Origin of the sequence: Streptomyces sp. NBC_01244 (assembly GCF_035987325.1) — a bacterium.
GTDB lineage: Bacteria > Actinomycetota > Actinomycetes > Streptomycetales > Streptomycetaceae > Streptomyces.
The window spans coordinates 6,704,518-6,717,435 of the sequence record NZ_CP108488.1; the positions used below are offsets into that span (position 1 = coordinate 6,704,518).

The following is a 12,918-nucleotide window of genomic DNA, read 5'->3' on the forward strand; positions in this document are numbered from 1 at the left end:
TGTGCTCGCGTACGCCCCTGCCACAGGGGGACCGTCGTCCGCCGAGTCCCGCAGCTCCCGAATTCTCTCCGGAAACCCCGCATCGGCGACCTGTGGCGTCATGCGAAGAAAGCAGAAGAATCACATGTCTCACCTGCTCGATGGCGTCAACGCCGCCACCCTGCGCTCGGACCTCCCGGCCTTCCGCCCGGGTGACACCGTCAACGTTCACGTCCGCGTGATCGAGGGCAACCGCTCCCGTATCCAGCAGTTCAAGGGTGTCGTCATCCGCCGTCAGGGCTCGGGCGTCTCCGAGACCTTCACGGTCCGCAAGGTCTCGTTCAGCGTCGGCGTGGAGCGTACCTTCCCGGTCCACTCCCCGATCTTCGAGAAGATCGAGCTCGTCACCCGCGGTGACGTGCGTCGCGCCAAGCTGTACTTCCTCCGTGAGCTCCGCGGCAAGGCCGCGAAGATCAAGGAGAAGCGCGACCGCTGATCTGCTCCCGGAGTTCAGGGGAAGGCCGGATAGGCTCGCCCCCGATGGACACCGAAGCACCTCACACGCAGCGCGGCCACTCTTCCCCCGACGAGGGGGAGGGGAGGTCGCGTTTCGTGCTTTCCGGAGCGGGGCCCGCCCCGGGTTCCGACCCCGGCGTGGCCCCGGGCGCCGACCCCGGCGCGGCCGGCTGGCTGTCCTGGCGGCGCGCCGGGCTGCTCGGCGTGGCCTGCACCGTCTTCCTGCTGCTGTTCAGCAATTTCGTGCTCCAACCCTTCCTGATCCCGAGCCGCTCGATGGAGCCCACGCTCGCCGTCGGGGACCGGGTGCTGGTCAACAAGCTGGCGTACCGTTTCGGCGGCGCGCCGGAGCGCGGGGACGTCGTGGTCTTCGACGGCACGGGCTCCTTCGTACGGGAGGCACCGGACGGAAATCCGATCGGCGACGCCCTGCACGGGGCGGCCTCGGCGCTCGGGCTGGCCGAGCCGGCGGACTCCGACTTCGTGAAGCGGGTCGTGGGCGTCGGCGGCGACGACGTGGTGTGCGACGAGAACGGCCGGATCAAGGTCAACGGGGTGCCGCTGGACGAGCCGTACCTCTACCCCGGCGACTCGGGATCGAAGGTGCCGTTCCGCATCGTCGTGCCCCTGGGGACCCTGTGGGTCATGGGTGATCATCGTTCCCAGTCCCGGGACTCCCGGGACCACCTGGGGGAGCCGGGCGGGGGGATGGTGCCGGTGGAGAAGGTGATCGGGCGGGCCGACTGGATCGGCTGGCCGGTGACGCGCTGGGGTGACGCCGGTTCCGTGGGCGGTCGCCGTGGGTAGCCGCGGTCGCCCGCGGGGCGACCGGGACGGGTACGCATACGAATACGGCGACGAGGACGCCGCCGCAGCCCAAGACCCGGAGCCGGAGCAGGCCGTGCCGGCCGAGCCCCACGAGCCCGGCGGCCGGGCCGAGCGGCGCCGCCTCGCCCGCCGGGTCCGGCGCAGACGGCGTACCCGCCGGGCGGGGGAGCTGCCCCTGCTCGTGGTGGTCGCGCTGTGCATCGCGCTGATCCTCAAGACCTTCCTCGTCCAGGCCTTCTTCATCCCGTCGGGCTCCATGGAGCAGACGATCCGGATCGGCGACCGGGTCCTGGTCGACAAGCTCACCCCGTGGTTCGGCTCCGAGGTCGAGCGCGGGGACGTGGTCGTGTTCAAGGACCCGGGAGGCTGGCTGGGCGGCGAGAGCGTCCAGCCCGCCGAGGACCCGGTGGGGATCAAGCAGATCAAGCAGACCCTCACCTTCATCGGCCTGCTGCCCTCGGCGAACGAACAGGACCTGATCAAGCGGGTCATCGGCGTCGGCGGGGACAGCGTGAAGTGCTGCGACGCCCGGGGCCGTGTCAGCGTCAACGGATCGCCGCTCGACGAGCCGTACGTGAACCCGGGGAACGTGCCCTCGGAGATCCGCTTCGAGGTGCAGGTGCCCGCCGGGCGGATCTTCGTCATGGGTGACCACCGGGCGAACTCCGCCGACTCCCGCTACCACCTCGACGAGGCCTTCCACGGCACGATCGACGAGAAGGACGTGGTCGGCGAGGCCGTGGTGATCGCCTGGCCCTTCGGGCACTGGCACCGGCTGGAACAGCCCGCCACCTTCCGCATGGTTCCCGACCAGGCGCGCGGTGCTCGCCGCGCGCCCCGTAGGCGCCGGGGCGGCTCCTCGTTCGCATAGTGTGTCCTTGGTCTCCCGCGCCTTCGGGAACTCCCGCTCGTTAGGGGAGGGGAGGGCCCGTGCCTCATCAGGGCCGGGCGTCGATTTCCGAACGAGGAGTGGATGTGGGGGACGTGGCGGTTGGTGCACGATCCGGACGCGACGAGGGTGGCGAGGAGCCGAACGACTCCTCCGGGCCCGATGCCGTCGAGAACGACGGCGACGACGCGAAGGACGGCGCCGCGGTACGCCCGCACCGTTCGTTCTGGAAGGAGCTGCCGCTCCTGGTCGGCATCGCCCTGCTGCTCGCCCTGCTGATCAAGACCTTCCTGGTCCAGGCGTTCTCGATCCCCTCGGACTCGATGCAGAACACCCTGCAGCGCGGTGACCGGGTGCTCGTGGACAAGCTGACGCCGTGGTTCGGATCGGAGCCCGAGCGCGGTGAGGTCGTGGTCTTCCACGACCCGTCGAACTGGCTGAGCGGGGAGCCCACCCCGGACCCCAACATCGCGCAGAAGGCCCTCAGCTGGATCGGCCTCATGCCGTCCGCCGAGGAGAAGGACCTGATCAAGAGGACGATCGCCATCGGCGGCGACACGGTCGAGTGCAAGAAGGGGGGACCGGTCATCGTCAACGGCAAGGAGCTCGACGAGCCGTACATCTTCCCGGGCAACACCCCGTGCGACGACTTCCCCTTCGGTCCGCTCACCGTGCCCAAGGGCAAGATCTGGGTGATGGGCGACCACCGGCAGAACTCGCAGGACTCCCGCTACCACCAGCAGGACCCCACCCAGGGCTTCGTGCCCGTCAGCGATGTCGTCGGACGCGCCGTGGTGGTCGCCTGGCCGATCACCCGCTGGTCCACCCTGCCGGTTCCGGACACCTACGACCAGCCGGGCATCGGCACGCAGACCAAGGCCACCGCGCTCGGTCTGGACGCCGCCGGGCTGGCGCCCGTCGGGCTCGGCCCGGCCGCGCTCGGGTTCGCCGGCGCGGTGCCGGTCGTGCTGTGGCGCAGGCGGAGGCTGACCGCGGGGCGTACCGACAGGTAGGGTGCCGCCCAGGTCGACGATCTCCGAGTGTGGGGGCGCTTGCAATGGGCGGAACACGAGCAATACGAGCAGGTGACGGCGATGGCCGCGGTGCTCTCGGCAGCATGCTGTCGGGAGTCGCCGTGGCCATCGGCTTTGTGCTCTTCCTGGGTGGCTTCGTGTGGGCAGCCGTCGTGTACCAGCCGTACACGGTGCCCACCGATTCGATGGTGCCCACCGTGAAGCCCGGAGACCGGGTTCTGGCGCAGCGCATCGCCGGGGAGGACGTGCGCCGCGGGGACGTGGTGATCTTCAAGGACGGGCAGTGGAGCGATTCGCCCATGGTCAAGCGGGTCGTCGGCATTGGCGGGGACACGGTCAAGTGCTGCGGTGACGGCGGCCGGCTCACCGTCAACGGCAAGGAGCTCGACGAGCCGTACATCGAGGCGGAGAAGCTCGACGTGACGGGCGCCCCGGGCGGGTCCGCCTCCCGGACGCCGTTCGAGGTGACGGTGCCGGAGGGCAACCTCTTCCTGCTCGGCGACCGGCGCGGAGCCTCGCTGGACTCCCGGGCGCACCTGGAGGAGGCCGGGCAGGGGACGGTGGCCCGCTCGGCGGTGACGGGCCGCGTCGACGCCCTCGCGTGGCCCGACATGGCGATGCTGGAGCGGCCCAAGGCTTACGCCGCCCTGCCCGGCGGGACCTCGACGCCGGGGCCGCTGCTGCTCCAGGTGGCCGCGGTGGTGGGCGGAGCGGCCCTGGTGCTGCTCGGAGCCGCGTACGGGCCGGTCGTACGGGTTCTCGGGCGCGGGCGGAGGCAGGAGCGGGCCGATGTCCGCTGACGCGCCGGCGGGGCCGGGGGCAGGCTCCGGGCCGGGTGGTGCGGGAGGCCCGGGAGCGCCGCGCAAGGTGGCGCGGGTGATCCTGCTGGACCCCGAGGACCGGATCCTGCTGATGCACGGCTTCGAGCCGGGAGATCCGGCGGACGACTGGTGGTTCACCCCGGGCGGCGGCCTGGAAGGCGCCGAGACCCGGGAGCAGGCCGCGCTCCGCGAGCTCGCGGAGGAGACCGGGATCACCGACGTGGAACTGGGGCCGGTGCTGTGGCACCGCTACTGCTCGTTCCCCTTCGACGGGCGCCGCTGGGAGCAGGACGAGTGGTACTTCCTGGCCCGGACCAGCCAGACGGCGACCGTGCTGGGAGGCCTCACCGAGCTGGAGCGCCGCAGCGTCTCGGGCACCAGGTGGTGGACCTCCGAGGAACTCCTTGCGGCCCATGAGACGGTGTACCCGACCAGACTCGCAGAGCTGCTCCGCACGCTGCTCGACGACGGTCCCCCGGGTGCGCCCGTGAACCTGGCTCCGGAAATCGTTTAGGGGCGCACGGGCCTGGCGCACAATAGGGGGACGCACGGCTGAAGGGGAACATGCCATGAGTGCCGAGGACCTCGAGAAGTACGAGACCGAGATGGAGCTGAAGCTCTATCGCGAGTACCGCGACGTCGTCGGGCTGTTCAAGTATGTGATCGAGACCGAACGCCGTTTCTACCTCACCAACGACTACGAGATGCAGGTGCACTCGGTACAGGGGGAGGTCTTTTTCGAGGTCTCGATGGCCGACGCGTGGGTCTGGGACATGTACAGACCGGCTCGGTTCGTGAAGCAGGTGCGGGTGCTGACCTTCAAGGACGTGAACATCGAGGAGCTCAACAAGAGCGACCTCGAGCTTCCGGGCAGCTGATCTCCGGCCCGGTTCCCTCGCCGGGGTGACGCGGTTGTCCACATCGCCCCGGCTGTCCACCAAGATCCACTCAGTGGGCGGGGACGCGGGATCGTCGGTGCCGGAGGTGGTGCCGGATGAACGCGAAGGGCGTGGCACAGCAGGCATTGGGGCGGTACGGCGAGGACCTCGCGACGCGACGGCTCACCGAGGCCGGGATGACCGTGATCGCGCGGAACTGGCGGTGTCGCGGCGGGGAGATCGACATCGTCGCCCGGGACGGGGACGCCCTCGTCGTGTGCGAGGTCAAGACCCGGCGGGCGGGGGAGTTCGAACATCCCATGGCCGCGCTGCGGCCCGCCAAGGCCGAGCGCTTGCGCAGGCTCGCCGGGCGCTGGCTGGCCGACCACGGGGGACCACCCCCGGGCGGGGTCCGCATCGACCTCGTCGGTGTCCTCCTGCCGCGGCGCGGCGGGCCCGTCGTGGAGCACGTCAGGGGGGCGGCCTGATGGGGTTCGCACGGGCCTGCTCGGTCGCCCTCGTGGGCGTCGACGGCGTGGTGGTGGAGGTCCAGGCCGACCTGGAGCCCGGAGTCGCCACCTTCTCCCTGGTGGGGCTGCCCGACAAGACCCTGGTCGAGAGCCGGGACCGGGTCAGGGCGGCCGTGGTGAACTCGGGCGCCGCCTGGCCGCAGAAGAAACTCACCGTCGGCCTCAGCCCGGCGTCCGTCCCGAAGGGCGGCGCGGGCTTCGACCTCGCCGTGGCGGCCGCCGTGCTGGGCGCCGCCGAGGTGGTCGACCCGAAGGTGATCGCCGATCTCGTCCTCATCGGGGAGCTGGGGCTGGACGGCCGGGTGCGTCCCGTCCGCGGGATCCTCCCGGCGGTGCTCGCCGCCGCCGAGGCCGGATACCGGCAGGTCGTGGTGCCCCAGCAGTGCGCGGCCGAGGCCATGCTGGTCCCGGACGTCTCGGTGCTCGGGGTACGCAGCCTGCGGCAGCTGATCGCGGTGCTCACCGAGGGAGAGGTCCCCGAGGAGGATCCACCGGATCCGTCCGGGCGCCCCGACCCGATGCTCGCCGGGCTGGTCGTCCCCGGCGCAGGAATCGGCACCGGCGTGGCCCGCGACGGCGACGGGCGGGACTTCCCCGACCTCGCCGACGTCGCCGGACAGCACGCGGCACGCCGGGCCCTGGAAGTGGCGGCCGCCGGGGGCCACCACCTCTTCCTCAGCGGACCGCCGGGCGCCGGCAAGACGATGATGGCCGAGCGGATCCCCTGGATCATGCCCCCGCTCACCCGACGGGACTCCCTGGAGGTCACGGCCGTCCACTCGGTCGCGGGAATCCTGCCCCCGGGCGAACCGCTCGTCGCGCGGCCCCCGTACTGCGCCCCGCACCACTCGGCGACCATGCAGTCCCTCGTCGGGGGCGGAGCCAGTGTGGCCAGGCCCGGAGCGGTGTCACTGGCCCACCGGGGGGTGCTGTTCCTGGACGAAGCCGCGGAGTTCAGCACCAAGGCCCTGGACGCCCTGAGGCAGCCCCTCGAAGCGGGACACGTGGTCATCGCCCGGGCCGCCGGGGTGGTACGCCTGCCGGCCCGGTTCCTGATGGTGCTGGCCGCCAACCCCTGTCCCTGCGGGCGCCACACCCTGCACGGGACCGGCTGCGACTGCCCGGCCTCGGTGATCCGCCGCTACCAGGCCCGGCTGTCGGGGCCGCTGCTGGACCGGGTGGACCTGCGCGTGGAGGTCGAGCCGGTCACCCGCTCCGATCTGCTGGGGCGAGGGGGCCGCGGCGAAGCCACGGCGGTGGTGGCCGCGCGGGTCCGGGAGGCCCGCGACCGGGCGGCGGCCCGGCTCGAGGGCACGCCCTGGCGGCTCAACGCCGAGGTCCCGGGCCACGAGCTGCGGACCCGCTGGCCGGCCGCCCCCGGAGCACTGGCCCAGGCCGAGCGGGACCTGGAGCGCGGCCTGCTGACCGCGCGGGGGCTCGACCGGGTGCTCCGGGTCGCCTGGACGGTGGCCGACCTGAGGAGCCGGGACCGCCCCGACGCCCTGGACGTGGCGGTCGCCCTCGAGCTGCGCACAGGAATCGCCCGCGGAGCCACCGCACACCTGGACGCCGCCTCGTGACCGCCGCGGCGCCGGCCCCGGAACCCGGCCCGCAGGAGGAGGCGGAGCCCGAGGCCGAGGTACTCGCGCGGGCCGCGCTCACCCGGGTCCTGGAGCCCGGGGAGGAGCACGGCGGGCGCTGGCTGCGGGCGTACGGGGCCGTCGGGCTGATACGGCTGCTGACCGGGCCCGCGCCGGAGCCCGGGGTACTGACCGGGGTCGGCGGCGAGCGGCTCGCCGGATACCGCCGCCGGGCCGCGTCGGCCGACCCCCGGCGGGACCTGGAGGCCGCCGCCGAGACCGGGGGCCGGTTCGTCTGCCCCGGGTCGCCGGAGTGGCCGAGTCAGCTGGACGACCTCGGGGACGCCCGGCCCGTCGGACTGTGGGTGCGGGGCAGGCCCAGCCTGCGGGCCTGGGCCCTGCGCTCCGTGGCGGTGGTCGGAGCCCGCGCGTGCACCCCGTACGGGGCGCACATGGCCCAGAGCCTGGCCGGTGAACTCGCCGAGCGCGGGTGGGTGCTGGTCTCGGGCGCCGCCTACGGGATCGACGGCGCCGCCCACCGCGGCGCCCTGGCCGCCGGCGGAGCCACGGCCGCCGTGCTTGCCTGCGGGGTGGACGTGTCCTACCCGCGCGGGCACGCCGGCCTGCTCGGCCGGATCGCCGCCCAGGGACTGCTCCTCGGCGAGCTGCCGCCCGGCAGCCATCCCACGCCGAGCCGTTTCGTCCTGCGCAACCGCGTCATCGCCGCCCTGACCCGGGGCACGGTCGTCGTGGAGGCGGCCCACCGCAGCGGGTCCCTGGTCACCGCCCGGCGGGCCCAGGCGCTGGGGAGGATCACCATGGGCATCCCGGGCCCGGCCACCAGCGGTCTCTCGGCCGGCGTGCACGAACTGCTGCGCGGAGAGGCCTCGCTGGTCACGGACGCGGCGGAGGTCATCGAGCTGGTCGGAGGGATGGGAGAGCTGGCACCCGAGCGGCGGGGCCCCGTCATCGCCCGGGACCTGCTGGGCCCCGAAGCGGTCCGGGTCCTCGAAGCCCTGCCGGCGGGGCGCCTCGCAGACCTGGAGGAGCTGACCCTCGCCGCGGGCACCGGCACCGATGAAGTCATCGGCAGACTGTACGAACTTCACTCTCTGGGGTTCGTCGAACGGCAGGGCGACGGCTGGCAGTTGACCCCGAAGCGGCCGAGAGGAGGTGCATAAAGCGCAGTCACCCGGCGAGGCGGTCGTTGACCTGGGGCGTTCCGGTGAAAGAGTGAAGGCGATGAGAGACGCGGTCTTCCCGGCGGCACCCGCCGGGACCGTGCGCCAGGCGCCGGTCCCGGGTCTCCCGCGCGAGTCGGGGCGCCTTTGCGGGCCCGCGCGATCCCGTACTCTTCGCGCACCGCGACACTTCCGTCACGCTACGCTCCCAAGGAATCCGGCTCCGGCAAAGGCGAAGCATGCCCCAGCACACCTCAGGGTCCGACCGCGCTGCGGTGCCCCCCGCTGCGCGCGGCAGCGAGCGGTCCACCGCGCCCTCGTCCCTGGAGGTGCTGTGGCGCTCGTACAAGGACTCGGGTGACGAGCGGCTGCGGGAGCAGCTGATCCTGCACTACTCGCCCCTCGTGAAGTACGTGGCGGGCCGCGTCAGCGTCGGCCTGCCGCCCAATGTGGAACAGGCCGACTTCGTCTCCTCCGGAGTCTTCGGACTGATCGACGCCATCGAGAAGTTCGACATCGAACGGTCCATCAAGTTCGAGACGTACGCGATCACCCGCATCCGCGGCGCGATGATCGACGAGCTGCGGGCGCTGGACTGGATCCCCCGCTCGGTGCGGCAGAAGGCGCGCGCCGTCGAACGGGCCTACGCCACGCTGGAGGCCCAGCTGCGGCGCACCCCGACCGAGCACGAGGTCGCCGGGGAAATGGGCATCGGCGTGGAGGATCTGCACGCCGTTTTCAGCCAGTTGTCGCTCGCCAACGTGGTCGCCCTCGAAGAACTGCTGCACGTGGGCGGGGAGGGCGACCGCCTCTCCCTGATGGACACGCTGGAGGACACCGCCGCGGACAACCCGGTGGAGGTCGCGGAGGACCGGGAGTTGCGCCGGCTGCTGGCGCGGGCCATCAACACGCTGCCCGAGCGGGAGAAGACGGTGGTGACCCTCTACTACTACGAGGGCCTCACGCTCGCCGAGATCGGCAACGTCCTCGGGGTCACCGAGAGCCGCGTCAGCCAGATCCACACCAAGTCGGTCCTGCAGCTGCGGGCGAAGCTGGCGGACGTCGGGCGCTGAACCGGGTCCCGGCAGTGCGAGGCCGGAGGCCGAGAGCGTGCGACGGCCTTGCGGTACATCCGTAGAGTGGACGCGTGCCCAGGATTCGAGCGGCCTCCGTGGCCGAGCACCGGTCGATGCAGCGCGGCGCCCTGTTGGACGCCGCGCGTTCCCTGCTGTCCGAAGGGGGGACGGAAGCGCTGACCTTCCCCGCCCTAGCCGAGCGGACCGGCCTCGCCCGGTCCTCCGTGTACGAGTACTTCCGGTCCCGCGCGGCCGTCGTCGAAGAGCTGTGCGCGGTGGACTTTCCCGTGTGGGCGGCCGAGATCGAGGCGGCGATGTCCGAGGCGGAGACGCCGGAGGCGAAGATCGAGGCGTATGTGCGCTGCCAGCTGGGGCTGGTGGGGGACAAGCGGCACCGGGCGGTGGTGGCGATCTCGGCGAGCGAGCTGGACGCCGGGGCGCGCGAGAAGATCCGCGCGGCGCACGGGAGCCTGATCGCGATGATCGTGGAGGCGCTGGGCGCGCTGGGGCAGGCGGAGCCGAGGCTGGCCGCGATGCTGCTCCAGGGTGTGGTGGACGCCGCCGTCCGGCGGATCGAGGCCGGTGCCGGGGAAGATCCCGTCGTGGTCACGGACGCGGCGGTGGCCATGGCCCTGCGGGGCGTCGGGGGCTGACCCGTCCTGGTTCCCGGTGTGTGGCCCAGCCCTGGGTCTGGCCCGCCCGGGCCCCGGTTCCCCGTCCCGTCGCGGCGTGCCGGTGTCGGGGTCGGGTGCCCTGCGGGGCCGTCCCCTACCCGCCCTTCCTCCGTTCCCATGGCTCTGCCCTGACCCGGTCCTCAAGCGCCGGACGGGCTGGGAAGGGGTACCGGGCTGCGCCCGGACCCCCCTGGGGCTCCGCCCCAGACCCCGGTCCTCAAACGCCGGACGGCTGAGGGGTCAGGGGTAGGAGGCGGGGGGTTGGGCGGGGGAGGAGGGTCAGGGGGTTGAGGTAGGTCTTCGCGTGGAGGAGGCCCCAGTGGAGGCAGGGGCGGGGGCAGTGGGGGCCGTCCGTGAGGAGGGCGACCACCTGGCCCGCCGCGACCTCGGCGCCCTGTGCCACCAGGGGGCGGACCGGTTCGTAGGTCGTGCGCAGGCCGTTCGGGAGGGTCAGCGAGAGGACTCCGCGGCCGGCCACCGGGCCGGCGTAGTGGACATGGCCCGGACCGATCGCGCGGAGCTCCGCGCCCACCGGGGCCGCCAGGTCCACCCCGCGGTGGCCCGCCGCGTACGGGGTCGGGGGCGGGTCCCACCAGCGGACCACCGTGAGGGGAGAGGGCAGCGGGCGTCCGGTCGGGCCCGGTGGCACCAGTGGTTCCGGCAGCCCTCGCGGTCCGGGCGGTCCCGGTGCCGTCGGAGGTGGGGCCAGGGTGAGGCCCAGGGCCAGGAGCAGGGTGAGCAGCAGCTTCGTCATGGGGGGATGGTTCCGTTTCCGGAGCCGGTCCGGTTCGGGCCTGTGGACGGGCGGGGCGCTGTGGACAACCGCGTCACCCGGCATACCACCGGGTCCCGTACACTTCTTGTGGCGATCCGGGTCACCGGGTCGACTTCGCACGCCCCAGCACCGGCCCCTCAGGGCCAGGTGACAGCGTCTCTCGGTCCCCTCCACGGGGGCAGGGCGCGACAGGGGCGTCAGGAACCAAACCGAGAAAACAAGGAGATGGCCATGGCCGTCGTAACGATGCGGGAGCTGCTGGAAAGCGGCGTCCACTTCGGTCACCAGACCCGCCGTTGGAACCCGAAGATGAAGCGCTTCATCTTCACGGAGCGCAACGGCATCTACATCATCGACCTGCTGCAGTCGCTGTCGTACATCGACCGCGCCTACGAGTTCGTGAAGGAGACCGTCGCCCACGGCGGTTCCATCATGTTCGTCGGTACCAAGAAGCAGGCCCAGGAGGCCATCGCCGAGCAGGCGACGCGCGTTGGTATGCCCTACGTCAACCAGCGGTGGCTGGGTGGCATGCTCACCAACTTCTCCACCGTCTACAAGCGCCTTCAGCGTCTGAAGGAGCTTGAGGCGATCGACTTCGAGGACGTCGCCGCCTCGGGTCTCACCAAGAAGGAGCTCCTGGTCCTCTCTCGCGAGAAGATCAAGCTGGAGAAGACCCTCGGTGGTATCCGCGAGATGTCGAAGGTTCCCAGCGCCGTCTGGATCGTCGACACCAAGAAGGAGCACATCGCCGTCGGTGAGGCGCGCAAGCTCCACATCCCGGTCGTCGCGATCCTCGACACCAACTGCGACCCCGACGAGGTCGACTACAAGATCCCGGGCAACGACGACGCGATCCGCTCCGTCACCCTGCTCACCCGCGTGATCGCCGACGCCGTCGCCGAGGGCCTCATCGCCCGTTCCGGTGCCGCCACTGGCGACTCGAAGCCGGGCGAGAAGGCCGCCGCCGAGCCGCTCGCCGAGTGGGAGCGCGACCTGCTCGAGGGTGAGAAGAAGGCCGACTCCGACGAGACGGTCGAGGCCGCTCCGGCCGCCGAGGCCGTTGTCGACGCCCCCGCCGTCGAGGCGGAGGCTGCTCCGGCCGCCGAGGCCGAGGTTGTCGCCGAGGCCGTCGTCGAGGCTCCGGCCGCCGACGCCGAGCAGGCCTGACCCACTGAGAGCGCCCGGCGTTCATGCGCCGGGCACTCACAGCACGGACGATGACGGCGGGGGAGCCGCGCCAAAAGCGCGCCTCCTCCGCCGTTCACCCGTAGATCTACGACTTCGAGAGAGAATCACAGACTCATGGCGAACTACACCGCCGCTGACGTCAAGAAGCTCCGCGAGCTCACCGGCGTCGGCATGCTGGACTGCAAGAACGCGCTGGTCGAGTCCGACGGCGACGTCGACAAGGCCGTCGAGGCGCTCCGTATCAAGGGTCAGAAGGGCGTCGCCAAGCGCGAAGGCCGTTCTGCCGAGAACGGTGCAGTCGTCTCCGTGATCGCCGACGACAACACCTCCGGTGTCATCGTCGAGCTGAAGTGCGAGACGGACTTCGTCGCCAAGGGCGACAAGTTCCTGGCCGTCACCAACCAGCTGGCCGAGCACGTCGCCGCGACCTCCCCGGCCGACATCGAGGCGCTCCTCGCGTCCGAGATCGAGCCCGGCAAGACCGTCCAGGCGTTCGTGGACGAGGCCAACGCCAACCTCGGCGAGAAGATCGTCCTGGACCGCTTCGCGCAGTTCACCGGCGGTTACGTCTCGGCGTACATGCACCGCACGATGCCCGACCTGCCGTTCCAGATCGGCGTCCTGGTCGAGCTCGACAAGCCCAACGCCGAGGTCGCCCGCGGCGTCGCGCAGCACATCGCCGCGTTCGCGCCGAAGTGGCTCTCCAAGGAAGACGTCCCCGCCGACGTCGTCGAGTCCGAGCGTCGCGTGGCCGAAGAGGTCACCCGCGCCGAGGGCAAGCCGGAAGCCGCGCTGCCGAAGATCGTCGAGGGTCGTGTCAACGGCTTCTTCCGCGACAACACGCTGCTCGGCCAGGCGTACGCCCTGGACGCCAAGAAGTCCGTCCAGAAGGTTCTGGACGAGGCCGGTGTCACCCTGGTGCGCTTCTCGCGCATCAAGGTCGGCATCTGAGTCCGTCCGTACGCGACG

15 protein-coding genes are annotated in these 12,918 nt (G+C 71.8%); 14 read left to right on the top strand and 1 reads right to left on the bottom strand.

From position 1 onward, the window contains the following. Positions 1-124 precede the first annotated feature (124 nt). From rplS to OG247_RS30330, 12 genes are all read left to right on the top strand, one after another. Positions 125-475 (top strand): 50S ribosomal protein L19, encoded by a 351-nt coding sequence (rplS, locus tag OG247_RS30275; RefSeq protein WP_243337670.1) that lies wholly within the window; start codon positions 125-127, stop codon positions 473-475. Positions 476-519: 44 nt separating this feature from the next. After that, positions 520-1,302, top strand: a complete 783-nt coding sequence (gene lepB / locus OG247_RS30280; protein WP_327255155.1) for a signal peptidase I — start codon at positions 520-522, stop codon at positions 1,300-1,302. Continuing rightward, positions 1,295-2,194: a signal peptidase I gene (gene lepB / locus OG247_RS30285; protein ID WP_442813455.1), complete on the top strand. Its 900-nt coding sequence runs from the start codon at positions 1,295-1,297 to the stop codon at positions 2,192-2,194. The genes lepB (OG247_RS30280) and lepB (OG247_RS30285) overlap by 8 nt, the downstream gene beginning before the upstream one ends. A gap of 113 nt (positions 2,195-2,307) precedes the next feature. Continuing rightward, positions 2,308-3,225 (top strand): signal peptidase I, encoded by a 918-nt coding sequence (gene lepB, locus OG247_RS30290; RefSeq protein ID WP_442813456.1) that lies wholly within the window; start codon positions 2,308-2,310, stop codon positions 3,223-3,225. Between the two features lie 104 nt (positions 3,226-3,329). Then, positions 3,330-4,046: a signal peptidase I gene (gene lepB / locus OG247_RS30295; protein WP_442813457.1), complete on the top strand. Its 717-nt coding sequence runs from the start codon at positions 3,330-3,332 to the stop codon at positions 4,044-4,046. After that, positions 4,036-4,581 (top strand): NUDIX hydrolase, encoded by a 546-nt coding sequence (locus OG247_RS30300; RefSeq protein ID WP_327255158.1) that lies wholly within the window; start codon positions 4,036-4,038, stop codon positions 4,579-4,581. Before lepB (OG247_RS30295) ends, OG247_RS30300 begins: the two co-directional genes overlap by 11 nt. Positions 4,582-4,636: 55 nt before the next feature. Beyond that, positions 4,637-4,945 (top strand): DUF2469 domain-containing protein, encoded by a 309-nt coding sequence (locus tag OG247_RS30305; RefSeq protein ID WP_005311352.1) that lies wholly within the window; start codon positions 4,637-4,639, stop codon positions 4,943-4,945. Between the two features lie 116 nt (positions 4,946-5,061). Next, on the top strand, positions 5,062-5,433 hold the full coding sequence (locus OG247_RS30310) for a YraN family protein (protein ID WP_243337661.1): 372 nt from the start codon (positions 5,062-5,064) through the stop codon (positions 5,431-5,433). Continuing rightward, positions 5,433-7,055, top strand: a complete 1,623-nt coding sequence (locus OG247_RS30315; RefSeq protein WP_327255159.1) for a YifB family Mg chelatase-like AAA ATPase — start codon at positions 5,433-5,435, stop codon at positions 7,053-7,055. Before OG247_RS30310 ends, OG247_RS30315 begins: the two co-directional genes overlap by 1 nt. After that, positions 7,052-8,236: a DNA-processing protein DprA gene (gene dprA / locus OG247_RS30320; RefSeq protein WP_327255160.1), complete on the top strand. Its 1,185-nt coding sequence runs from the start codon at positions 7,052-7,054 to the stop codon at positions 8,234-8,236. Before OG247_RS30315 ends, dprA begins: the two co-directional genes overlap by 4 nt. Positions 8,237-8,475: 239 nt before the next feature. Beyond that, positions 8,476-9,309, top strand: coding sequence for an RNA polymerase sigma factor WhiG (gene whiG / locus OG247_RS30325; RefSeq protein WP_250743879.1), 834 nt, complete (start codon positions 8,476-8,478; stop codon positions 9,307-9,309). Between the two features lie 98 nt (positions 9,310-9,407). Beyond that, the gene (locus tag OG247_RS30330; RefSeq protein WP_327257693.1) at positions 9,408-9,965 is read left to right on the top strand and encodes a TetR/AcrR family transcriptional regulator; all 558 of its coding nucleotides are present in this window, start codon (positions 9,408-9,410) and stop codon (positions 9,963-9,965) included. A gap of 238 nt (positions 9,966-10,203) precedes the next feature. Here the strand turns inward: OG247_RS30330 and OG247_RS30335 are convergent, their stop codons facing one another. Further along, positions 10,204-10,740: a M23 family metallopeptidase gene (locus tag OG247_RS30335; protein WP_327255161.1), complete on the bottom strand. Its 537-nt coding sequence runs from the start codon at positions 10,738-10,740 to the stop codon at positions 10,204-10,206. A gap of 252 nt (positions 10,741-10,992) precedes the next feature. Between OG247_RS30335 and rpsB the strand changes: the two genes are divergently transcribed. Together rpsB and tsf are read left to right on the top strand one after the other, a co-directional pair. After that, positions 10,993-11,928: a 30S ribosomal protein S2 gene (gene rpsB, locus OG247_RS30340; RefSeq protein ID WP_327255162.1), complete on the top strand. Its 936-nt coding sequence runs from the start codon at positions 10,993-10,995 to the stop codon at positions 11,926-11,928. A 135-nt stretch (positions 11,929-12,063) separates the two neighbouring features. Beyond that, positions 12,064-12,900: a translation elongation factor Ts gene (gene tsf, locus OG247_RS30345; RefSeq protein ID WP_327255163.1), complete on the top strand. Its 837-nt coding sequence runs from the start codon at positions 12,064-12,066 to the stop codon at positions 12,898-12,900. Positions 12,901-12,918: the final 18 nt, after the last annotated feature.

What these genes read in the sequence shown, in the direction of transcription:
- OG247_RS30300 (WP_327255158.1), top strand. Translation starts at nt 4,036, where the DNA reads ATGTCCGCTGACGCGCCGGCGGGGCCGGGGGCAGGCTCCGGGCCGGGT.
- rpsB (WP_327255162.1), top strand. Translation starts at nt 10,993, where the DNA reads ATGGCCGTCGTAACGATGCGGGAGCTGCTGGAAAGCGGCGTCCACTTC.
- OG247_RS30335 (WP_327255161.1), bottom strand. Translation starts at nt 10,740, where the DNA reads ATGACGAAGCTGCTGCTCACCCTGCTCCTGGCCCTGGGCCTCACCCTG.
- lepB (WP_327255155.1), top strand. Translation starts at nt 520, where the DNA reads ATGGACACCGAAGCACCTCACACGCAGCGCGGCCACTCTTCCCCCGAC.
- OG247_RS30310 (WP_243337661.1), top strand. Translation starts at nt 5,062, where the DNA reads ATGAACGCGAAGGGCGTGGCACAGCAGGCATTGGGGCGGTACGGCGAG.
- rplS (WP_243337670.1), top strand. Translation starts at nt 125, where the DNA reads ATGTCTCACCTGCTCGATGGCGTCAACGCCGCCACCCTGCGCTCGGAC.
- OG247_RS30315 (WP_327255159.1), top strand. Translation starts at nt 5,433, where the DNA reads ATGGGGTTCGCACGGGCCTGCTCGGTCGCCCTCGTGGGCGTCGACGGC.
- whiG (WP_250743879.1), top strand. Translation starts at nt 8,476, where the DNA reads ATGCCCCAGCACACCTCAGGGTCCGACCGCGCTGCGGTGCCCCCCGCT.
- tsf (WP_327255163.1), top strand. Translation starts at nt 12,064, where the DNA reads ATGGCGAACTACACCGCCGCTGACGTCAAGAAGCTCCGCGAGCTCACC.
- OG247_RS30305 (WP_005311352.1), top strand. Translation starts at nt 4,637, where the DNA reads ATGAGTGCCGAGGACCTCGAGAAGTACGAGACCGAGATGGAGCTGAAG.
- lepB (WP_442813457.1), top strand. Translation starts at nt 3,330, where the DNA reads ATGCTGTCGGGAGTCGCCGTGGCCATCGGCTTTGTGCTCTTCCTGGGT.